Source organism: Amycolatopsis circi (genome assembly GCF_003385235.1).
GTDB lineage: Bacteria > Actinomycetota > Actinomycetes > Mycobacteriales > Pseudonocardiaceae > Amycolatopsis > Amycolatopsis circi.
The window spans coordinates 39,494-62,798 of record NZ_PQIA01000037.1 but is presented as its reverse complement, the minus strand read 5'-3'; the positions used below and the strand labels follow the sequence as shown (position 1 = coordinate 62,798).

Genomic DNA, 23,305 nt, shown 5'->3' with positions numbered 1-23,305 from the left:
CAGCCTCCCCCGCCCCGCCACCTGTCCGGCCCGCCGCCCAAGCCGCCACCGCGACGTACACCGCCAGCAGCCAGCTCCCCGGCTACCCCGTCTCCAACGTCGGCGACCGCAACCAGGCCACCTACTGGGAGAGCGCGAACAACCAGTTCCCCCAATGGATTCAGGCTGACCTCGGCACCGCGACGAATGTCGCCCAGCTCGTGCTGAAGCTGCCCGTGAACTGGGAAGCCCGCACCGAGACGTTCGCGGTGCAGGGCAGCGCGAACGGCGCGAGCTTCAGCGATCTCGTGCCCTCGGCGGGCTACCGCTTCGACCCGGCGACCGGCAATACCGTCACGGTGAACCTCACCGGCAGCACCCGCTACGTCCGGTTGAACATCACCGCCAACACCGGCTGGCCTGCCGCGCAGCTGTCGGAGTTCGAGGTGCACGGCCCGGCGGGCGGTGACACGCAGCCGCCGTCCGCGCCCGGAAACCTCGCCTACACCGAGCCCGCGAGCGGCCAGATCCGGCTGACCTGGTCGGCGTCGACGGACAACACCGGTGTCACCGGTTACGACGTCTACGCCAACGGCCAGCTCCGCGGCAGCGTCGCCGGGGATGTGCTGACCTACACCGACAATCAGCCGGCCAGCGCGAGCGTCGCGTATTACGTGCGTGCTCGGGACGCGGCGGGCAACCAGTCGGCGAACAGCAACACGGTGACCCGCAACGGCACGCAGAGCGGCTCGAATCTCGCGCTGCACAAGCCGATCACGGCGTCCTCGACCCAGCAGACCTACGTCGCGGCCAACGCCAATGACGACTCCGTGACCACGTACTGGGAAGGCAGCGGGGCGTATCCGAATCTGCTGACCGTGGCGCTCGGTTCCCACGCCGACCTCGACCGGGTCGTCGTGAAGCTCAACCCGGACCCGTCGTGGAGCACGCGGACGCAGACGATCGCTGTCGAGGGCCGCGACCAGGGCGCGACCGACTTCACCACGCTGGCGCCCGCGCAGACCTACAGTTTCGACCCCTCGAGCGGCAACACCGTGACCATCCCGGTCAGCGGCCGGGCCAGTGACGTCCGCCTGCGCTTCACCGCCAACTCCGGTGCAGGCGGCGGTCAGGCGGCGGAATTCCAGGTCTTCGGCGTCCCCGCGCCGAACCCGGACCTGACGGTTTCGGACGTGTCCTGGTCGCCGCGGAACCCGGTGGAGACCGACGCGATCACCGCGTCGGCGACCGTCCGCAACGCCGGGACGGCAGCCTCCGGCGCGACCGACGTGAACCTCTATCTGGGCAAGACAAAGGTCGGCACGGCAGCAGTCGGCGCGCTCGCGGCCGGAGCGTCCACGACTGTCTCGGCGAACATCGGCCCCAGGGACGCGGGCAGCTACGACGTGACCGCGAAGGTCGACGAGGCGAATACTGTCATCGAACTGAACGAGGACAACAATTCCTTCACCAGCTCGACGCCACTGGTCGTCAGCCCGGTGCAGAGTTCCGACCTCGTCTCGGCCACGGCATGGTCGCCGAACAACCCGTCGGCGGGCAACACGGTGACCTTCACCGCGACCCTGCGCAACCAGGGCGCGATCGCTTCGGCGGACGGTGCCCACGACGTCACGGTGACGATCGCCGACCAAAACGGGACGGTCGTCAAGACGCTGAGCGGTTCCTTCACCGGTGTTCTTGCCCCTGGAGCGACCACTCCGGTCACGGTTGGGAGCTGGACGGCGGCGAACGGCCGGTACACGGTCAAGACAGCCGTCGCGAACGATGCCAACGAGCTGCCTGTCAAGCAGGGCAACAACACCAGTACCCAATCGCTGTTCGTCGGCCGCGGCGCCAATATGCCGTACGACATGTACGAGGCCGAGGACGGCGTGGTCGCGGGCGGTGCGTCCGTGATCGGTCCTAACCGGACGATCGGCGATCTCGCGGGCGAGGCGTCGGGCCGCAAGGCCGTGACACTGAACGCGACCGGCTCCTCGGTCGAGTTCACCACGCGTGCGGCGACCAACACGCTCGTCACGCGATTCTCGATGCCGGACGCCGCGGGTGGCGGCGGGCAGAACTCGACGCTGAACGTGTACGTCGACGGAACCTTCCTCAAGGCCATCGACCTGACCTCGCACTACGCGTGGCTCTACGGTGCCGAAGCCTCCCCGGGCAACTCGCCGGGAGCCGGACCGGCGCGGCACATCTACGACGAGGCCAGCATGCTGCTCGGCACGACCGTGCCCGCCGGGCACAAGATCAAGCTGCAGAAGGACGCCGCGAACAGCTCGAATTACGCGATCGACTTCGTCAACTTCGAACTGGCCGCCGCGACCGCGAATCCCGATCCGGCGCACTACGCGGTCCCGGCCGGGTTCACGCAGCAGGACGTGCAGGCCGCGCTGGACAAGGTCCGCCAGGATCCGAACCTCACCGGCGTCTACCTCCCCGCCGGGCAGTACCCGATGACCAGCAAGGTCACCGTGTACGGCAAGCCGGTGACGGTGCTCGGCGCCGGGCCGTGGTTCACGAGGTTCACCGCGCCAGCCGGACAGGAGAACACCGACATCGGGTTCGACGCGCAGGCCAGCGCGAGCGGGTCGACCTTCAGCGGGTTCGCCGTGTTCGGGAACTACACCTCGCGCATCGACGGCCCCGGCAAGGTCTTCAACTTCACCGGCGTCACGAACATGACCATCGACAACATCTGGGTGGAGCACCAGATGTGCCTGCTCTGGGCGACCAATGTGGACAACTCCACGGTGAAGAACTCCCGCATCCGCGACACGTTCGCCGACGGTGTCAACTTCACCAACGGCAGCACCGGCAACCACGTCACCAACAACGAAGCCCGGTCCACCGGCGACGACAGCTTCGCGTTGTTCGCCGCCACGGATATCAACCAGGGCAACCAGTACGACAATGTATTCGAGAACTTGACCGTGCTGCTTCCGTGGCGCGCGGCGGGCATCGCGGTGTACGGCGGGTACAACAACACCTTCCGGAACCTCTACATCGCGGACACGCTGACGTACTCCGGAATCACGCTCAGTTCGCTCGACTTCGGCTATCCGTTCCTCGGGTTCGGGCCGCAGCCGACGACGGTCCAGAACGTCTCGCTCGTCCGCACCGGCGGTCATTTCTGGGGCAAGCAGACGTTCCCGGCGATCTGGATGTTCTCTGCTTCCAAGGAGTTCCGCGGCATCCGGGTGTCCGATGCGGACATCCAGAGCCCGACGTACAGCGGCATCATGTTCCAGACCAAGTACACCGGCGGCCAGCCGGAGAATACGGTCCAGGACACGGTGCTGACGAACGTGTCGATCAGCGGGGCGCACCGCAGCGGCGACGAGTTCGACGCCAAGTCCGGGATCGGGATCTGGGCCAATGAGCTGCCGGAACCCGGGCAGGGCCCGGCGGTCGGGTCGGCGACGTTCACCGGGCTGACGTTGAGCGACAACGACCAGGACATCCGGAACACGACGAGCACCTTCACGATCAACCGCGATTGAGCGCGCGGGCACCCGCTGGTGTTCCCGGCGGGTGCCCGCTCTTCTCTGTCAAAGAACGGAAGACGCCATGACACGTATGCGTTTGTCCCGTCTCGTCGTCGGTTTCCTCGCCGCGGGGCTGTTCGCGGCGGGCCTCACCCCCGCCGCCGCGGCCGGTGGCCCTTCGCCAGGTCCGGCTCCGAACGCCGCTGATGTGCCGTTAACGCGCACGGTATCGGCGAGCAGCGTGCAGCCCGGCTATCCCGTCGCCAACGCCTTCGACGGGAATCAGGACACCTACTGGGAATCGGCCAACAACGCGTTCCCGCAATGGATCCAGGCCGACCTCGGCTCGACCAAGTCCCTCACCCGGATCGTGCTGAAACTCCCTGCCGCCTGGGAATCCCGCACGCAGACGCTCACCGTGCGCGGCAGCACCGACGGTACTTCGTTTACCGACCTCGTTCGGTCGACCGGGTACATGTTCAGCTCCGGCGCAGTGACCATTCCGGTGACCGCGTCCGTCCGTTACGTGCGGCTGGACGTCACCGCGAACACGCAGTGGCCCGCCGCGCAGCTCTCGGAGTTCGAGCTGTACGGAGCGGACACCGGAGACACGCAGGCACCGACCGCGCCCACGAACGTCGCGCTGACCGAGCCCGCCTCCGGACAGGTCCGGCTGACCTGGTCGCCGTCGACCGACGACGTCGGCGTCACCGGCTACACCGTCTACCGCGACGGCACGCCCGTCACCACGGTCACTGGCACCACGTTCACGGAAAACCGGCCTGCCGGAACGCGGATCGAGTACTTCGTGCGCGCCAAGGACGCGGCCGGGAACGAGTCCGCCGACAGCAATCACGTCGTCCGGGCCGGGACGCAGACCGGCCAGAACCTCGCTGTGGGCAAGCCGATCGAGGCGTCCTCGACGGTCGGCGCATTCGCGGCCGCCAACGCGAACGACAACAACACTGGTACTTATTGGGAGTCTGCCGCAGGCTACCCGAACACCCTGACAGTAAAGCTCGGTGCCGACGCCGACCTCGCCTCAGTCGTCGTGAAGCTCAACCCGGACCCGATCTGGGGCGCACGGACGCAGAACTTCGAGATCCTCGGCCGCGCCCAGGGCACGACGGAATTCACAACGCTGTCCGCACGAGCCGATTACCGCTTCGACCCGGCCGCCAACCAGAACACCGTGACCATTCCGCTGACCGGCCGCGCCGCCGACGTGCAGCTGCGGTTCTTCGCCAACTCCGGCGCACCCGGCGGGCAAGCCGCGGAATTCCAGGTGTTCGGCACGCCCGCGCCGAACCCGGACCTGGTCGTCACCAGCACCGCGTGGGCCCCGTCAAACCCGACCGAGAGCAGCGACCTGGCGGTATCGGCGACAGTGCGAAACGCAGGCACCGCTCCTGCAGGCGCGACGACGGTCAACGTCAGCCTCGGCGGCACCGTCGTCGGTTCCGCACCGGTCGGCGCACTCGCCGCCGGAACGTCCGCCACAGTGACTGTGCAGGCAGGCAAACGGCCGCAGGGCAGCTACCGCGTGGCCGCCACAGTCGACCCGGACAACAAGGTGATCGAGCAGGACGACACCAACAACACCTTCACCTCGCCGACCCCTCTGGTGATCGCGCAAGCACCGGGCCCGGACCTCGAAGTCACCGGTATCACGTCGAACCCGCCGAACCCGGCGGTCGGCGCGGCAGTGTCGTTCACCGTCGCGGTGCACAACCGCGGTACGAGCGGCGCGGCAGCCTCGGTAACCCGGTTGTCCGCTGGCAGCGCCACATTCAGCGGCGACACACCCGCCATCGAAGCCGGAGCCACGGCGAACGTCGCGATGCCGGGCACGTGGACCGCCGCGAACGCGACCCTCACCGCGACGGCCGACGCGACCGGCGTGGTCGAGGAGACCAACGAAGCCAACAACACCCTCTCGCGGGCGATGGTGGTCGGCCGCGGCGCAGCGGTGCCCTACGTCGAGTACGAGGCCGAAGCCGCGCAGTACCAAGGCCAACTGCTGGAAACCGACCCGCTGCGGACGTTCGGGCACACGAACTTCGCCACCGAGTCGTCCGGCCGGAAGTCCGTGCGACTGGCGAACCAGGGCCAGTACGTGGAATTCACGTCGACGAACCAAGCGAACTCGATCGTGGTCCGCGACTCGATCCCGGACGCACCCGGCGGAGGGGGACAGGACGCGACGATCAGCCTGTACGTCAATGGAACCTTCGCGCAGAAGCTGAACCTGTCGTCCACGCACAGCTGGCTCTACGGCACCACCGACGACCCCGAAGGTCTGACGAACAAGCCAGGAGGTGACGCGCGGCGGCTGTTCGACGAATCGCACGCGTTGCTGGCGCAGTCGTACCCGCCGGGCACGAAGTTCAAGCTGCAGCGCGACAACGGCGACAACGCGGCGTTCTACGTCATCGACCTGATCGACCTCGAACAGGTCGCGCCAGCCCTGCCGAAACCGCCCGAATGCACCTCGATCACCGACTACGGCGCCGTGCCCGACGACGGGATCGACGACTCCGCGGCGATCCAGCGCGCGGTCACCGACGACCAGAACGGCGTGATCAGCTGCGTCTGGATCCCGCCGGGCCAGTGGCGGCAAGAGCAGAAGATCCTCACCGACGACCCGAACGTCCCCAACGGCGGCGGGCAGTACAACCAGATCGGCATCTCGAACGCGACCATCCGCGGTGCCGGGATGTGGTACTCGCAGCTGTACTCGCTGATCCAGCCGCAGGACGCGGGCGGCATCAACCATCCGCACGAGGGCAACTTCGGCTTCGACATCGACAAGAACGTGCAGATCTCCGACCTCGCCATCTTCGGCTCCGGCCGGATTCGTGGCGGGGACGGGGGCGCGGAGGGCGGCGTCGGCCTCAACGGCCGGTTCGGCACCGGCACGAAGATCTCGAACGTGTGGATCGAGCACGCGAACGTCGGCGTGTGGGTCGGCCGGGACTACAGCAACATCCCGGCGCTGTGGGGCCCGGCCGACGGCCTGGAGTTCAGCGGCATGCGGATCCGCGACACCTACGCCGACGGCATCAATTTCGCCAACGGCACCCGCAACTCGCGAGTGGTGAACTCGTCGTTCCGGACGACCGGCGACGACTCGCTCGCGGTGTGGGCGAACCAGTACGTGAAGGATCCGGCAGTGGACATCGGGCACGACAACGTATTCCGCAACAACACGGTGCAGCTGCCGTGGCGCGCCAACGGGATCGCGGTGTACGGCGGCTACGGGAACAAGATCGAGAACAACCTGGTCTCCGACACGATGAACTACCCGGGCATCATGCTGGCGACCGACCACGACCCGCTGCCGTTCTCCGGGCAGACGCTGATCGCGAACAACGCCCTCTACCGCTGCGGCGGCGCCTTCTGGGGCGAACAGCAGAAGTTCGGTGCGATCACGTTCTTCGCCCAGGGCAAGGACATCCCCGGGATCACGCTGCGGGACACGGAAATCCACGATTCGACGTACGACGGAATCCAGTTCAAAACGGGCGGCGGCTCGATGCCGGACGTGACGATCAGCAACGTCAAGATCGACCAGTCGAACAACGGCGCGGGCATCCTCGCGATGAGCGGCGCCCGCGGCAGCGCGACGCTGACGAACGTGACAATCACGAATTCGGCGACCGGTGACGTCGTCCGAGAACCGGGCTCGCAGTTCGCGATCACCGGAGGACCGGTCCCGGCGGTTGCGGTGCGCAGCCGTCGCGGAACGCGATAGGGGAGCGGTCCGGTGCCGCGACGGGTGACCGTTCCGGCACCGGATCGACACCGTGCGTGAACATTCCGGGTTTCTCCCAAGACGGGCCGGTACCGTGTCGAAATCCCGCGACCGGGTTCGTACCTCGAGATGAACGTCCCGCCCGACCCTTGCGGAGAACCCGATGACGACCGGCGAACTCGACGAGAAATTCACCGCGACCCTGCGCAAGAGCCCGGCCAAAGGCGGCCACACCTACCTGATCTGGCCCGGCTCAGCGGAGTTCTTCGGCACCCGCGGCCTGGTGAAGGTCCGCGGCACTGTCGACGGCGAACCGTTCCGCAGTTCCTTCATGGCGCTGGGCGACGGCACCCACAAACTCCCGGTCAACGCCTCGCTCCGGAAAGCGATCGGCAAGGAGGCCGGAGACACCGTGACGGTCGTCCTGCTGGAACGCCTCGCCCGCTGAGCCGTTGGGCTTATCGGGTGGTCGTGCCGCCACCGGGTAAACGCCCGGGGGCCGCTCGAGCGTTATCCCATCAGACGTGTGCGAGGGGACGCACACCGAACTCCTGGGGGAGACATGGGGATTATCACCGGCCGTCCGGCATTGCCGATCACCGACGCGGCGGAAGGACGTCCAGAAGCAGCACTGGCGACCGGAGCGTTCGATCCGCACCAGCGGTGGAGCAGGCTCCTCGGCGGAGGCGACGGAATCGTCTACGGCGTGCAGGCGGACGGGGCCCTCTACTGGTACCGGCACCGGGGCTGGGCCGCCGCCGCGTTCGACTGGAGCAACGGCTCCGGACTGCTGATCGGGTCCGGCTGGCAGGACTTCGTCACCGTGCTCGCCGATCTGAACGGCGTCCTGTACGGCGTGCGCGGGGACGGGACGGTGTTGTGCTACCAGCGTCTCGTGTCCAATCCGGACACTGGGGACGGGACGTGGGCCGACAACGGCACCGGGGTCGTCGTCGGGACCGGATTCAACGCCTTCCCGCGGATTTTCGGCGGACCGGGCGGCGTCATCTGGTGCGTGGACGCCAACGGGATCCTGTACCGGTCGCGGCGGATCAACGGCGCCTTCGAAACGCCCCAGCCGCTCGGAGACGGGTTCAACGTCGCGCGCTATCTGTTCTCCGACACCGCGAATGTCATCTACGCCGTCAGCGGCACCGGGGCGCTCACCTGGTTCCGCTACCGCGACGGCAGCGGATGGGCGAACGGCGGGCAGCCCATCGAGATCGGCGACAACGACTGGTTCGAGCTGTTCCGCCGAGACCTGTTCGCAGGAGGCGGCAACGGCGCCGTCTACCTCATCCGGATCGACCACTCGACGGTGCCGGGCGACGACGGCGATCTCGTCGAACTGCGCCTCGCCAACCACGAGACCGTCGACACCGACGGCGGGCCGCGTTGGATCAACAACGGGAACGGTGTCGTCGTCGGGCAGGGTTTCACCGTCGAGCGCAGTGCCGGGCTGCAGGGGTATCCGCAGCGGCAGAGCGTGCCCGCCGGCGGCCGGGTGTCCGTCGCGCTGTCGACGGCGTTCAGCTCGGTCACCGCGCAGCTCGTGCGCGTCGCACCCGGCGGGGACACGCCGGAGGCGGTCACCGGGACGACCACCGTCGCGGGCGGCCTGCAGACGGCGGCCGCGAACTACCGGTCCGCCGGATGCGGCTGGGCCGAGCGCTACGCCGCCGACATCCCCGAGACCTGGCCGTCCGGGGTGTACGCCGCGCGGCTGACCGGCCGGTTCGGCCGGGTGCAGCACATCCCGTTCGTGGTGCGGCCCGCGGCGCCCGCGCAGGACATCGCAGTGGTCCTGCCGACCAACACCTACCACGCGTACAACGGCTGGAGCGGGCACGACCAGTACTCCGAGGGCCAGGAAGGCGTCCAGCGCGCGATCTCGTTCCTGCGGCCCAGCTACACCTGGCTGATCGCGCCGAAAGGCCAGTACGACCTGGAGCTCCACAGCGATCTGGAACTGCTGCGCTGGCTGAGCGCCGAGCAGATCGGGTTCGACTGCTACACCGACCACGACCTGCACACGGGTGGCTGGCTTGCGGACTACAGCGCCGTCGTGCTCGGTTCGCATCCGGAGTACTTCTCGATGGCCATGCGCGCCAACCTGGCGGACTACCTCGCGGACGGGGGCAACGTGATCGCCACCGGAGGCAACCAGATCTACGAACGCGCGGAGTTCGACGCCGCCGGCACCACCCTGACCTTCCGTGCCGCCGACGGCGGCCGCGACCTGTTCCGCGAGGACTACGGCCTGCCCGAATCACAGCTGCTCGGGGTGAATTTCGAGTACGAGGGCTGGATGACCTTCGCGCCCTACCGCGTGCTGCGCGACCACCCGTTCCTGGCCGGGACGGGCCTGTCGACGGGCAGCGAGTTCGGCGCGCACGGGCGGAACGGAGCCGCGAGCGCCTGGGAATTCGACACCCTCCAGGGCCTCGTCGGCGAGGTGCCGGCGAGCGGGGTCATCGCACAGGGGACGAACCCGACTGCCCGCGCGGGCGCGGCGATGGTGTGCAAGGAGCTGCCTGGCGGCGGTTTCGTGTTCAGCGCGTCGTCGATGACGTTCAACGGCGCCATCCGGGCGGACCCCGTGGTGCGGCGGCTGCTGCGGAACGTGTTCGACCGGGCACTCGCCAGTCCCGCGCCGACGAGTCCGGACCGCGTGGCGGCCGCCCGGGAATGAGACGGGGTAGTTGAACGTTTGACGACGCGTGAAGAAGATTGGCTTCCTCTCGTTCGGCCACTGGTCGGCGAGCGCGCACTCCGAGACCCGGTCGGCCTCCGACTTCCTGCACCAGTCGATCGACCTGGCGGTCGCGGCGGAGGAGCTGGGCGTCGACGGCGCGTACTTCCGCGTGCACCACTTCGCGCGCCAGGCGGGCAGCCCGTTCCCGCTGCTCGCGGCGATCGGCGCGCGGACGTCGAAGATCGAGATCGGCACCGGCGTGATCGACATGCGCTACGAGAACCCGCTGTACATGGTCGAGGACGCGGGCGCCGCGGACCTCATCTCGCGGGGCAGGCTCCAGCTCGGCGTCAGCCGGGGATCCCCCGAGCAGGTGATCGACGGCTGGCGCTACTTCGGCTACGCCCCCGCTGAGGGCGAGACCGAGGCCGACATGGCCCGCGACCGCGTCGAGGTCTTCCTGAAGCTGCTCGAGGGCGAGGGCTTCGCACAGCCGAACCCGCGGCCGATGTTCGCCAACCCGCCTGGGCTGCTCCGCCTCGAACCGCACTCCGAAGGCCTACGCGACCGCATCTGGTGGGGCTCGGGCTCGAACGCAACCGCCGTCTGGGCGGCGAAGCTGGGCATGAACCTGCAAAGCTCCACGCTGAAAGACGACGAAACGGGCGAACCGCTGCACGTCCAGCAGCGCAAGCAGATCGAGGCCTACCGCGAAGCGTGGAAGGAAGCGGGCCACGAGCGCGAGCCGAGGGTGTCGGTCAGCCGCAGCATCTTCGCGCTGACCAACGACCTGGACCGCGCGTACTTCGGCACCGATCGCAACTCGCGCGACCAGATCGGCATGATCGACGAGAACACCCGCGCGATCTTCGGCCGCTCCTACGCCGCCGAACCGGACGAACTGGTGCGGGAACTGAAGGAAGACGAGGCCGTCCAGGCCGCGGACACCTTGCTGCTGACCGTGCCGAACCAGTTGGGCGTCGACTACAACGCCCACGTGCTGGAGAGCATCCTGACCCACGTCGCTCCGGAGCTGGGCTGGCGCTGATTCCGTACTGACAACGAGGGACGGTGGCTGGAGTCAGCCGCCGTCCCTCGCTTTCCGGGCGGGTTGAATCACAATAACGCGTCACGCGCGAGAGCTTCTTTTTCGCAGTCCGCCAATAAAGCGCATCGATCCGTGACAGTTCGTGTCAACACTTTCGAACCGGTAATGGCTCGAAAGGAGGAGAACGACGCTTTCCCGTGTCACTTCCGCATCGCCGCTTCTAGGCTCGCCGCATGCCCATTCCTTCCGAACCCATCGGCAGCCTCCCGCGTTCGCCCGAATTGCTCGGCGCCCTCGCCGCGCGCGAAAGCGGGCAGCTCGGCGACGCGGCCTTCGCCTCCGTTCTCGACCGGGCCGTCCGCGAGACCATCGAAACGCAAGCGAGCCTGGGCGCGACCGTGGTCACCGACGGCGAGCAGCGCAAACCCAGCTTCGTCACTTACCCGATCGCGGGTTCGGCGAACCTTTCCGCGGACGGCGTCGTCATCCCGTTCGCCGACGGGCATCAGCGGCAGCTGCCCTGTTTGACCTCCGGGCCGCTCCGCTACCAGGAGCGCGCCGAACTCTATTTGCGGGCCGCGCGGCAGTGCACGACCCTTCCGGTGAAACAGGCGGTCATCGCGCCTTCCGCGCTGTCCCTGCTTTACCCGGCGGCCGGCATCGACGGCTATTCGCGCGAGAATTTCCTCGCCGACGTGGTCGACGAGGCCGAAGCCGATATCCGCGGGTGCCTGGACGCGGGCGCGCACGTCGTCCAGCTGGATTTCACCGAGGGGCGCCTGTCGCTCAAGCTCGATCCCAGCGGCCAGGTGCTGCGCGATTTCGTCGAGCTGAACAACCGGGTCCTGGAGAGGTTCAGCGATTCCGAGCGGGCGCGCCTCGGCGTCCACACCTGCCCCGGCGGCGACCTGGACTCGACGCACAGCCTCGACGTCGACTACGCCGAACTGCTTCCCGCTCTGTTCCGGCACACCGTCGGAAATTTCTATGTCCAGCTGGCCAGCGAGCCCGATCCGGATCGGGTCCTGCGCGTCCTCGCGGACCAGCTCCGGCCGGGCGTCCGCGTGTTCGTCGGGGTGACCGACCCGATCGACCCCCGGGTGGAGACCGCCGAAGAGGTGCGCGACCGCGTTCTGCGCGCTGCCCGGTACCTCCCGGTGGCACAGCTGGGAACCTGTGACGACTGCGGCTTCTCCCCGTTCGCCGACGACCAGTCGACCTCGCGGCAGACCGCGTTCGCCAAGATCCGCGCGCGGCTGGAAGGCACTGCGCTCGCGGCGGAGCAGCTCGGGATCGGTTTTCCCGCGGCCCGCGACAGTGCGGAAGCCAAACGCCCCGCTGCTGTCGACTGAGTATCGCGCGGCGCAAGGGAAATCAGCCGGCCGACGGCTACGCAGGGTGTTTCGCCGTGCCTGGATCGGGCCAGGCACGGCCACGACCGAGTCAGCGGCCGTGACCCGCGCCTAGGGCGGGTGGCGAGCCGGGCCGATTTCCCGGCCCCCGATAGGGAAACACCTTGCCCGGCTGGGTGTTTCCCCCTGGTTTCGCTGAAACGGATGATCTTCCGGTAACAGGGTGCATCCTTTGCGCTACTGGTTGTAACGTCACCCGTCGGCAGTCGGGCCGGACGGCGAAGGGGAGCGATGACGTCATCGAGAATCGGCAGCGGCGCGGTGGCGCTGCGGACGGCGCGGGCGTTCGCGGTCCTCGCCGGACGGTCGCTGCTGCTGGGGCCGGCGACGGCCGCCGCGTGGCTGCGCGGCGAACGGTTCGAGCGAGACGTCTGGCTGTCGGACACCGTCGTGGCGCTCGGACCGGCATTCGTGAAGGCGGCCCAGCTTCTGAGCACGCGGGCGGATATCCTGCCGCCGCGGATGTGTCGCGCGCTTTCCCGGCTGCACGACCAAGTTCGCCCGGCTCCGCCGCGCACGATGCCGCCCGCGCTGAGGTTCGGCGCGGGCGAGCCGCAGCTGGTCGGCGCGGGCAGCATCGCCTGCGTGTACCGGGTGCTCCTTCCGGACGGCCGGACGGTCGCGGCGAAGGTGCGCAGGCCGGGAATCGTCCGGTCCCTCTCGGCTGATCTCGCGATGCTGCAACGAGGTGCCGGGTTGGCGGCCAGGTTGCCGATGCTGCGCGGCGTACCGGTCACCGCCGTCGCCGCGCAGCTCGCCGAGAGCATCCGCGCGCAACTGGACTTCGCGAGGGAAGCGGACCTGCTCGAAGGCTTCCGGGAAACACTAAGCGTCGCAGACGGGGTAACCGTTCCTGGAGTTCATCGAGCACTGTCCACTGAGGACACACTGGTGATGGACTTCCTGGACGGCCTGGTGCGCCACCGCCCGGAAGATCTCGGCGAGGAGGAACGCCGGAACGCGGTCGTGACGGCGTTGCGCGCGGTGTACCGGATGCTTTTCCTGGACGGAGTGGTGCACTGCGACCTCCACCCGGGCAACCTCTACTTCCGCGAGGACGGCTCGATCGTCGTGCTGGACGCGGGGTTCACCGTTCAGCTGTCGGAGTCCGCGCGGGAGAAGTTCGCCGCGTTCTTCTACTGCATGAGCCAAGGCGACGGCGAGGCCTGCGCCGACCTCGTGCTATCGACCGCGAAGACGCCGCCAGGCTCCGACACCGAGGGATTCCGTGCGGAGCTGGCCGCGCTGGTGGAGAAGCACACCGGACGCAACGCCGCCGACTTCGACCTGGTTTCCTTCGCCGCGAAGCTGTTCGACATCCAGCGCAGGCACGGCCTTCACGCCGATCCGCAGTTCGTGTTCCCGATTCTGTCCTTGCTGGTGCTGGAGGGCACAGTGCGTGAATTCCATCCCGCCGTCGATTTCCAGCGGGAGGCACGGCCCCTGCTGGTCACCGCCCTGATGGAACGCGTCGTGGCCGCGCCGCAGGAAGCGAGGTGAGCCCCGGGATCGTGGCCCGGGCGCTGCGCCAGGACCTGCGGCAGGTCGACTTCGGACTGCGCCGGTTCCGGCTGCGGCCCGGCCCGGCTCGCGGCGTCCTGGAGTCGGCGGGGAGGGCGTTCCTGACCGGGTTGAACGCCTCGGTCGAGCCGGACGGCGACGCACTAGAGCGGCAGGCGGCCGCCCTCGAACCCGAGTTGCGCGGGTTCGCGTTCGAGGGCGCGGGAATGGGCTGCGCGCTGCTGGACGTGCTGCTCCCCGTCCGCCGTGGCCGGGTTGCCGCGCTGCTGAACGGACCGGCCTCGAGTTATCCGCACTTAGTGCACGTCGGCGTCGGCTGGGCCTACGCGCGGCTGCGGCTGCGCCCGTTCTTCCGCGGCATGGCGACGGATCCCTTGCTGCGCTGGCTGGCCTGGGACGGATTCGGCTTCCACCAAGCCTTTTTCCGCACCGACCGGGTAGTCGGACGGCACCGCGTCGAACCTGGCATCGGCCACGGACCGCGGCAGATCCGAGACCAGGGGATCGGTCGCGCACTGTGGTTCTGCGAATGCGCCGACCCCGATGGCGTCGCTCTGCGGATCGCGGAGTTCCCCGCCGAGCGGCACGCGGACTTGTGGAGCGGGATCGGCCTCGCCGCGACCTACGCGGGCGGTGCCGACGCCGCCGAACTAGCGCGGCTCGCCGACCTGTCCGGGCCGTTCCGCGCGCACCTGGCCCAGGGTTGCGCGTTCGCCTGCGCCGCGCGGCGGGTCAGCGGAATCGTGCCCGCGCACACCGACAAAGCGGCCGAAGTGCTGGCCGGCGCCAGCACCGACGTCGCCGCGGCCTGGACCGACCAGGCACTCGGCCAGCATCCGTCGACGCTCGCGCATTACCAGCGCTGGCGCGCGGAAATCCGGTATCTGTGGGAGAGGAAGAGCCGATGAGACCCTTTCTGCGTCGACATCTGACCCGCGCGGTCGCGTTGTTCGGCTGCGCGGCGGTGTTCGCGTTCACGGTCGTTCCGCAGTCGTCCTCAGCGGAGGAAACCGAGCTGGCGCACCAATTCTCGTTCACCGCTTCGCCGGTCAGCGCGGACAACACGCCTGGCGGACGGCACGTCCGGACTGTCGCCCCGGCGTACGAGCAGATCCGGTCCTGGATTTCCTCCGTGGGCGCGGCGACCGCGCTGTTCGCCGCGGACGGCGGCCCGGTCGCGCACGACGTCTGCCTGGTGGATCCTCGCACGGACACCGTCACCGTCGAACCCGCACCCGGCACCGGCGCGCGCTATCAGCCGTTCACGCTGGCCCCGTCTGGGCTGGAGATGCCCTCCTTCGCGGCTCCGATGGGCTGTCTGCCCGCCGACGTCGACGAGACCGGCCGCCAGGACGTCATCGTCTACTACTGGGGCCGCTCCCCGGTCATCTTCGAGAGGCTGCCGGGGACCACGCCGTCAGCGGCCGCGTTCCGTCCGCGCGAACTGGTCAGCCCGTGGCAGGTCTGGAACACGAACGCCGCCACGATCGGCGACTTCGACGGCGACGGCCACCCCGATCTCGTGTTCGGCAACTACTTCCCGGACGGCGCGCGCGTGCTCGACCCGACCGCGCACCAGCCCGAACTGACGATGAACGACTCGCTGTCCCATGCGGCGAACGGGGGCACGCTTCGGCTCTTCCGTTCGGCTGGCTCCGGCCGGTTTGCCGAGGTGCCCGACGCTTTCCCGCCGGAGACGCGGACCGGATGGGCACTCGCGCTCGCCTCCCAGGACATCGGCGGCCGAGGGCTGCCGGATCTCTACGTCGCCAACGACTTCGGCCCCGATCACCTGCTGGTCAACGAATCCGCCCCGGGCCGCGTCGAGTTCCGCACCGCGACTGGGACCCGGCACGCGACGACGCCGAAGTCGAAGGTGCTGGGCAACGATTCGTTCAAAGGCATGGGCGTGGCCTTCGCCGACCTCGACGCGAAGGGCGTCCCGGACATCCTGGTCAGCAACATCACCGAGCCATATGCGTTGCAGGAAAGCAACTTCGCCTATCAGTCCACTATGGATCGACGCGCTACCGCCGATCAGCTACGCGATGGCGTGGCACCCTATGACGACCACAGCGAGGATCTCGGCCTGTCCCGCACCGGCTGGTCGTGGGACGTCAAAGCCGCCGACTTCGCCAACTCCGGTTCCGACGAAGTCATGCACGCGACCGGTTTCGTCGCCGGCGAGGTGGGCCGGTGGGCGCAACTGCAGGAGACCGCGATGTCGAACGACCTCGTGCTGAGCCATCCCTCGCTGTGGCCGCGATTCACCGAGGGAACCGACCTGTCCGGACACGACCACAACAGCTTCTTCGCCCGCGGCTCGGACGGCCGGTACGTGAACGTCGCGGACCGGGTCGGCGTCGGCACCGACGCGGTCAGCCGCTCGTTCGCGATCGGCGATGTGGACGGCGACGGACGGCTCGACTTCGTCGTCGCCAACCAGTGGGCACCGTCCACTTTGTACCGCAATACCTCGCCAGCCGGTGCGTTCCTCGGACTGCGCTTGCGAAAACCCGTCGGCGACAACGCGTGCCGGGCGGGCGCGCCAGGCCCGACCTCACCGGCGATCGGTGCCGAGGCGGAGGTCGCCGCACCGGGTGGCGGGAAGCGGTTGGAGCAGGTGTACCCGGCCAACGGGCACAACGGCGTCAACGCTCCCGACCTGCACTTCGGCCTGGGCAACCAGCCACCCGCCTCGGTGCCGGTCCGACTGGCCTGGCGGGACGGCTGCGGGCACCGCCACGACGGTTCGGTGACGCTCCCGCCCGGCTGGCACCAGTTGCGGCTCAACCCCGACGGCACCATCGAGGAGGACCGGTGACCAAGTCGCCGAGCGAACGCCGTTCCGCTGCCCTGCGCCGGTTCGGCGCGTCGATCACCGTGCTGACCGTGCTCGGCCACACCGTGCTCGGCTTCGAACAGGCCTACCTGACCCCGGTGGTCGCCGTGTTCGCCGCGCTGACCGCGGAGATCGTGCTGGAGTCCGTGGAAGCCGCGACGGCCGGACGTCGCCCGCGTTACCTCGGCAAACCCGGTGCGGTGGTCGACTTCCTGCTTCCCGCCTACATCACCGGCATGGCTTGCGCGATGCTCCTGTACGCCAACGACCGGTTCATGCCGACCGTGCTCGCCTCGGTCGTGGGCGTCGCCTCGAAGTACCTCGTGCGGGTGCGGATCGGCGGCAAGAGCAGGCACGTGCTGAACCCGAGCAACGTCGGGATCGTGGTGGTCCTGCTGCTGTTCGGCTGGGTCGGCATCGCGCCGCCGTACGAGTTCACCGAATGGGTCACCGGCTGGTGGGGCGCGATCGTGCCCGCGTTGCTGCTGATCGCCGGGACCATGCTGAACGCGAAGCTCACCGGCAAGGCGCCGTTGATCCTCGGCTGGGTCGGCGGTTTCCTCGGCCAGGCCGTGCTGCGCGCGCTGTTCACCGATATTTCGCTGGTCAGCGCGGTGCTGCCGCTCACCGGGACGGCGTTCGTGCTGTTCACCAACTACATGATCACCGACCCCGGCACGACGCCGTCCTCCCGTCGGAACCAGGTCTGCTTCGGGCTCGCCACGGCCGCGGTCTACGGCCTGCTGGTGCAATTCCACGTCGTGTTCGGCCTGTTCTTCGCGCTGACGATCACCTGTGCGCTGCGGGCCGTGATGCTCGCCGTCGCTGCCCGGAAGAGTCCTCAGTGGACCGTACTGGTCCCGGCACCGCGCACCGCCGCCGAGCCGGTCCCGGCCCGGGAACCGGCATGACGCGCCGCGAACCCGGCGAGCCGATCGCGATCGTCGGCATGGCCTGCCGCTACCCGGACGCGGACGACCCCGCGCAGCTGTGGGAAACCGTGCTCCATCAGCGCCGCGCGTTCCGGCGGCTGCCGCCGGAGCGGCTGGACCTCGCCGACTACTGGAGCGCCGACCCGAGCGTCCCGGACCGGACCTACAGCACCCAAGCCGCGGTGTTGGCGGACTGGGAGTTCGACCGGGAGGCATTCCGAATCCCCGGTTCGACCTTCCGCGCCGCCGACCCCGCGCACTGGCTGGCGCTGGAAACCGCGGACCGCGCGCTGGCCGACGCGGGCCATCCGGCAGCAGCTGGCCTGGACGCCGACCGGGTGGCCGTCGTCGTCGGCAATAGCCTGACCGGCGAAGTGACCCGCGCCCGGGCGCTGCGGCTGCGCTGGCCCTACGTCCGCGACGTCCTGCGTGCCACACTGCCGGAGACGGACCTCGCTGAGGTCGAAAAGCGTTATCTGGCAGCATTTCCCGAGGTCGGGGACGAGACGCTGGCCGGAAGTCTCGCCAACACGATCGCGGGCCGCATCTGCAATCACTTCGGCTTTCACGGCGGCGGGTACACAGTGGACGGTGCGTGTGCGTCGTCGATGCTCGCGGTGATCACCGCCTGCCGCGCACTGCGGGACGGCGGAGCCGACTTCGCGCTGGCCGGGGGAGTGGACCTGTCGCTCGACCCGTTCGAGCTGGTCGGCTTCGCCAAGACCGGCGCGCTGGCCGCCGAGGAGATGCGGATCTACGACGAGCGCTCGGCGGGATTCTGGCCGGGCGAGGGCTGCGGGATGCTCGCGCTCGCCCGCGCCGAAGACGCGCACGCGGCGGGATTGCCGGTGTACGCGGAAATCCTCGGCTGGGGTGTCTCCTCGGACGGCCGTGGCGGCATCACTCGCCCCGAGGCGGACGGGCAACTGCTCGCGCTGCGCCGGGCGGGCGAGATGGCCGGGATCGAGCACGCGGAGATCGGCCTGTACGAGGGACACGGCACCGGGACGGCGGTCGGCGATGTCGTCGAGCTGACGGCGTTGAACCGGGCTCGGTCCCGGGCCGGCTCGGCCGCCGCACTCGGGTCGGTGAAGGCGAATATCGGGCACACCAAGGCGGCTGCCGGAGTGGCCGGGGTGGTGAAGGCCGCGCTGAGCGTGTCCTCCGGGCTGCTGCCGCCGACAACCGGCTGCGCGACGCCGCATCCCGCGCTCGGGGAGACCCTGCGGGTGCTGTCGGCGCCGGAGCCCTGGCTGGACGATCGCCGGCTCGCCGGGGTGAGCGCGATGGGGTTCGGAGGCATCAACACCCACGTCGTGCTGGGCGCCCCGGCACGGCCCCGATCGGTGCGGTCCTCGGTGGCGGCCCGGCCGACTCCGGAGTACGACGTGATCGCGGTCAGCGGATCGGATCCCGCTCGCGTCGCCGCTGAACTGACCTCGCTCGCCGAGGCTGCACCGCGGCTGTCGCGAGCCGAGCTGCACGATCTCGCCTGCCAGTACGGACGCCGGGACCCGGCCGGGCCAGTCCGGGCGGCGCTCGTCGTCCGAACCCCGGCTGAACTCGCGTCTCTCGCCACCCGCGCTGCGGCCGAGGTGCCGTTGCTGACGCCCGGACAGCTCTCGACGTCGCCGGGCGCCTGGTTGGGAAACGCCGTGCCGGGCCGGGTCGCGCTGCTGTTCCCCGGACAGGGCGCGAGCGGCGCGGAACCGGCTGACACCGCGCTGGCCCAGCCCTCGATCTATCGAGCGTCGCGCGCGGCGCTGTCCCGGCTCGATGAACTGGGCGTGACCGCCACCGCCGCGATCGGGCACAGCCTCGGCGAACTGGCCGCACTCACGTGGGCGGGCTGTCTGTCCGCTGAAGACGGGGAACGGCTGGCCGTCGAACGCGGCCGGATCATGGCCAAGTACGGGACGCCCGATACCGGGATGCTCGCTGTCGCGGCGAACGCGGCCGAGGCGCAGGCACTCTGCGCTGGGACGGAAGTCGTGCTCGCCGCCGACAACTCCGCGGTGTCCCAGGTGCTGTCTGGCCCGGTGGACGAGCTTCGGTTGGTGGCGGACGAGGCCGAGCGGCACGGCTTCCGTGTCGCTTGGCTTCCCGTCTCGCATGGCTTCCACAGCCCCGCCATGGCCGCCTGCGCCGCGCCGTGGCGTGCTTTTCTCGACGGCATCGACCTCTCTCCGGTGCGGCGCACGGTGGTGTCCACTGTGTACGGTCGGCGGCTCACCGAGGACGATGACCTCGTCGAACTACTCGTCACGCAACTGTGCGCGCCAGTGCAGTTCCGGGCCGCTGTGCAGGCCGTCGACGCGGACTTGTTCTGCGAAGCGGGTCCCGGCCGCGCGTTGAGCGCCCTGGCCGGTCAGGGAACTCCGACGGTCAGCCTGGACATCGGCGACCGCGCAGCCGCCGATTCCGCCGCCGCGCTGTTCGCCGCCGGAGCCGTCGCGAACCTCGTCCGCTGGTTCGCCGGACGCGCCGCACGACCCATCGACCTTAACCGCGAACCGGAGTTCCTGACGAACCCGTGCGCGACGGCACCGTCGGAGATCCCCGTCCCGCGTGCGGCCCTGGAAGCCGCTCCGGCCCGCGACGCCGCCGCGACGGTCACCGGACTGCTCGCCGAGGCCACCGAACTCGATGCGGCACTCATCGGCTCCGACGCCCGCCTGCTCGCCGATCTCAACCTGAGTTCGCTGCGGGCCACCCAGCTTGTCGTCGAAGCGGCGTCGGCGCTCGGCCGGACGCTCCCGTCGGTGTCGATGGCGTTCGCCGACAGCTCGGTCGGCGAGGTGATCGCGGAGATCGAACGCCTCCCGGAGTCCGCCGAACCCGACGTCGAGACCCCGGGCGTGCGGCCCTGGCTGGGTTGTTTCACCGAGACGCTGGTCCCGGCCCGGCCGGAACCCTGGCGGCCGACCGAAACCGTCTGCATTGCCGATCCCGAAGATGTCGAAGCGCTGCTCGATGCCGGGCGGAAAGCCGTGCACCACAAGGCGCTCGTAGTGGTGACGCTCGACTGCTCGACCAACGGCTTCTTCCGCTCGCTGCACCACGAACATCCCGACCTCGGCATTACTCTCGCCCAGGTCCCGCCCGGTGCCACGGATTTCTCGGCACTCCACGCCGAACCCGGCCGATTCCGTGAACTAATCCTCGGCGAGGACGGCACCTGGTACGAACCGCGCGAGCAGCTGGTGGCCACGGAGCCCGCCGAAACACCGCTCGACGAGCAAGACGTGCTGCTCGTCAGCGGCGGCGGCAAGGGCATCGGCTACGAGTGCGCGCACGAGCTGGCCAGCGCGACCGGCCTCACGCTCGCAGTCCTCGGCCGTTCGCATCCGGAGACCGACGAACTCCTCCAGTCCAATCTGGACCGGCTCAGGGCAGCCGGGATCCGCGTCGCTTACGAGGCCGCCGACGTCGGCGACCCGGATGCCGTCGTGCTCGCCGTGGAAAAACTCACCGCCGAAACCGGGCCGGTGACCGCTCTGCTGCACGCGAGCGGCATCAACGAACCCGCCCGCTTCGCCGACCTGACGCCCGACCGGATCCGCGCTCATCTGCGCCCGAAGGTCACCGGGCTCCGCGCGTTGCTCGCCGCCGTCCCGCCCGAATCGCTGCGGTTGCTGGTCACGTTCGGCTCGGTGATCGGGTCGGCCGGGATGGCGGGGGAGTGCCACTACGCTTTGGCGAACGGCCTCCTGCGCGCCGAAGCCCGGCGTCTCGCGCGAGAGCTGCCCTCCTGCCGGGTGCTCGACATCGGCTGGTCCGCGTGGTCGGGCGCCGGCATGGCCGAACGCATGGGCGCCGCGCAGACCCTCGCCCGCACCGGGGCCACGCCGATCCCGGTCGAGGAAGGAACCGAGCTGTTCCTGTGCCTGTTGCGCACCCCGTCAATGCCCGCCGACGTGTCCGTGCATGGCCGGCTCGGCGAGGAATCCCCGGCGGGAACGGGCCGGTTCCTGCAGCGGATCCGGGCGGGCCATCCCGGCGTCGAACTCGTCGCCGACGCCACGCTTTCCCTGCGCGCCGACCCGTGGCTGGACGGTCACCGGGTCGACGGGGCGGCCCTGCTGCCCGCGGTCGTCGGGCTGGAAGCCATGGCGCAGGCTGCTTCCACAGTCGCTGGCCGGGCGCTGACGACCGCATGCGACGTCCGGTTCGACCGGCCGGTCATCATCCCCGACACCGGCGAGCACGTCGTCCGGGTGTGCGCTCTGCGAGAAGGCGACGTGGTCACCACCGTGCTGCGCTGTGCCGACTCCGGCTTCCTCGACGACCACTTCAGCGCCACTTTCCCGTTGACCGCAGAGGAAGACGCATTCCCGCCGCCGGAGGTGCCCGCGCACGGCCGGATCGAACCAGCCGACCTGTACGACCGATTGCTGTTCCACAATGGACAGTTCCGCCGAGTCGCCGCGGCCGCCGTCCCGGACCCGTGGTCCTGTCGCGCGACGATCACCCCGAACGACGAGCCGTGGTTCACCTCGGTACTCGGCGATGCGGCCGCCCACGACGCCACCGTGCACGTCCTGCAGGCTTGCGTCCCGACGCGGCGGCTCCTGCCCGTCGCCTGCGACCGCGTCGACTTCGACCCGCGCGCGACCGGCCAGTGGGAACTCCGCGGCACCGAACAGCACGCCGCCGACGGCCGCTACACCTGGGACGTCGTGGCGACCGACGCGGAAGGCCGCACCGCCGTCCGCTGGACCGGCCTGCGCCTGGCCGACACCGGCCCATTACCCGGCGACCGGCCGTGGCCTCCGGCCCTGCTGTCCGTCGCGATCACCAGGACGGCCGCGGCGCTCGGCCTCGACCCGTCGCTGCGAGTGTCGATCGGCGAACCGTTCACGGTGGACGCCGACGGCTCCTGCCCGGTCGCCTGCGCCTGGGAATTCGTCGAGCCGCACGAGCCGCCGGATCCTGGACTGCTGCGGATGATTTCCGGCCCCTGCGACGAGTCGCCCGAACGCCTGGCCGCACGGACCTCGACAGTGACGCGGTGCCTGACCCAAGTGAGCGCAAGCCCGGCGGAAGCAAGGTTTTCCGGCGCGTTCGACGGCGGCTGGCTCGTCCTCACCGCCGGACGGGCGCGGATCGCGTCCGCCGTGTTCGCCGTGGACGGATACCGGATGCCCGTCGCGATCGCCCTGCTCACGGTCGGCGGCGTCGCATGACCCCGGCCTACCGGTACCGCCACCCCGTCACGCTGGAGGAGACCAATCTCGTCGGCAACGTCTACTTCGCGCATTACGTTCGCTGGCAAGGACATTGCCGGGAGCGGTTCCTCGCCGAGCACGCGCCGGACGTCCTCGCCTCGCTCACCGACGGCTTCGCGGTCGTCACCACGGGCTGCGGCTGCGAGTACTTCGGAGAACTGACCGCCGGGGACGTCGTCGAACTGCGCATGACCCTGACCGAACTCGAGGGCCACCGCGTCGCGATGGCGTTCGACTATTACCGGACCGAGGTCGCGGTGCCGCAACTCGTGGCCCGCGGACACCAGGCGGTCGCCTGCATGACCCGCGGACCCGCCGGACTCGAACCGGTCCCGGTCCCCGAACAGCTCCGGACAGCCCTCACGCCGTACTTGAAAATCCAGTAGTAAGC

General features: G+C 69.4%; 12 protein-coding genes. All 12 read left to right on the top strand.

The annotated features are described in order from the left end of the window. Positions 1–3,497, top strand: a 3,497-nt coding sequence (locus tag D0D37_RS18340) for a CARDB domain-containing protein (RefSeq protein WP_116201774.1), incomplete at its 5' end; no start/stop codon positions are given. A 67-nt stretch (positions 3,498–3,564) separates the two neighbouring features. Further along, the gene (locus D0D37_RS18335; protein WP_116201773.1) at positions 3,565–7,236 is read left to right on the top strand and encodes a CARDB domain-containing protein; all 3,672 of its coding nucleotides are present in this window, start codon (positions 3,565–3,567) and stop codon (positions 7,234–7,236) included. Between the two features lie 163 nt (positions 7,237–7,399). Further along, positions 7,400–7,684, top strand: coding sequence for a DUF1905 domain-containing protein (locus tag D0D37_RS18330; RefSeq protein ID WP_116201772.1), 285 nt, complete (start codon positions 7,400–7,402; stop codon positions 7,682–7,684). Positions 7,685–7,798: 114 nt separating this feature from the next. Continuing rightward, entirely contained in the window at positions 7,799–9,928 is a 2,130-nt protein-coding gene (locus tag D0D37_RS18325; RefSeq protein WP_167493544.1) for a N,N-dimethylformamidase beta subunit family domain-containing protein, read from the top strand. Positions 9,929–9,956: 28 nt separating this feature from the next. Continuing rightward, a complete protein-coding gene (locus D0D37_RS18320; RefSeq protein ID WP_116201770.1) occupies positions 9,957–10,979 on the top strand; it encodes an LLM class flavin-dependent oxidoreductase in 1,023 nt (340 codons plus the stop codon). Between the two features lie 233 nt (positions 10,980–11,212). Next, entirely contained in the window at positions 11,213–12,331 is a 1,119-nt protein-coding gene (locus tag D0D37_RS18315) for a cobalamin-independent methionine synthase II family protein (protein WP_116201769.1), read from the top strand. Between the two features lie 291 nt (positions 12,332–12,622). Continuing rightward, a complete protein-coding gene (locus D0D37_RS18310) occupies positions 12,623–13,891 on the top strand; it encodes an ABC1 kinase family protein (protein ID WP_116201768.1) in 1,269 nt (422 codons plus the stop codon). Beyond that, positions 13,888–14,820 carry a DUF1702 family protein gene (locus D0D37_RS18305; protein WP_162834296.1) on the top strand — a complete coding sequence of 311 codons (933 nt, stop codon included), beginning with the start codon at positions 13,888–13,890 and terminating at the stop codon, positions 14,818–14,820. Before D0D37_RS18310 ends, D0D37_RS18305 begins: the two co-directional genes overlap by 4 nt. Continuing rightward, entirely contained in the window at positions 14,817–16,736 is a 1,920-nt protein-coding gene (locus D0D37_RS18300; RefSeq protein WP_116201766.1) for a CRTAC1 family protein, read from the top strand. Before D0D37_RS18305 ends, D0D37_RS18300 begins: the two co-directional genes overlap by 4 nt. Continuing rightward, positions 16,733–17,665 carry an RnfABCDGE type electron transport complex subunit D gene (locus tag D0D37_RS18295; protein ID WP_116201765.1) on the top strand — a complete coding sequence of 311 codons (933 nt, stop codon included), beginning with the start codon at positions 16,733–16,735 and terminating at the stop codon, positions 17,663–17,665. Before D0D37_RS18300 ends, D0D37_RS18295 begins: the two co-directional genes overlap by 4 nt. Next, entirely contained in the window at positions 17,662–22,872 is a 5,211-nt protein-coding gene (locus tag D0D37_RS18290) for a type I polyketide synthase (RefSeq protein ID WP_162834295.1), read from the top strand. Before D0D37_RS18295 ends, D0D37_RS18290 begins: the two co-directional genes overlap by 4 nt. After that, positions 22,869–23,300, top strand: coding sequence for an acyl-CoA thioesterase (locus D0D37_RS18285; RefSeq protein WP_116201763.1), 432 nt, complete (start codon positions 22,869–22,871; stop codon positions 23,298–23,300). The genes D0D37_RS18290 and D0D37_RS18285 overlap by 4 nt, the downstream gene beginning before the upstream one ends. Positions 23,301–23,305 lie beyond the last annotated feature (5 nt).

Bases quoted from the DNA above. Each gene is read 5' to 3' on its own strand.
- D0D37_RS18310 (WP_116201768.1), top strand. From the start codon at position 12,623: ATGACGTCATCGAGAATCGGCAGCGGCGCGGTGGCGCTGCGGACGGCG.
- D0D37_RS18300 (WP_116201766.1), top strand. From the start codon at position 14,817: ATGAGACCCTTTCTGCGTCGACATCTGACCCGCGCGGTCGCGTTGTTC.
- D0D37_RS18285 (WP_116201763.1), top strand. From the start codon at position 22,869: ATGACCCCGGCCTACCGGTACCGCCACCCCGTCACGCTGGAGGAGACC.
- D0D37_RS18315 (WP_116201769.1), top strand. From the start codon at position 11,213: ATGCCCATTCCTTCCGAACCCATCGGCAGCCTCCCGCGTTCGCCCGAA.
- D0D37_RS18325 (WP_167493544.1), top strand. From the start codon at position 7,799: ATGGGGATTATCACCGGCCGTCCGGCATTGCCGATCACCGACGCGGCG.
- D0D37_RS18335 (WP_116201773.1), top strand. From the start codon at position 3,565: ATGACACGTATGCGTTTGTCCCGTCTCGTCGTCGGTTTCCTCGCCGCG.
- D0D37_RS18330 (WP_116201772.1), top strand. From the start codon at position 7,400: ATGACGACCGGCGAACTCGACGAGAAATTCACCGCGACCCTGCGCAAG.
- D0D37_RS18290 (WP_162834295.1), top strand. From the start codon at position 17,662: ATGACGCGCCGCGAACCCGGCGAGCCGATCGCGATCGTCGGCATGGCC.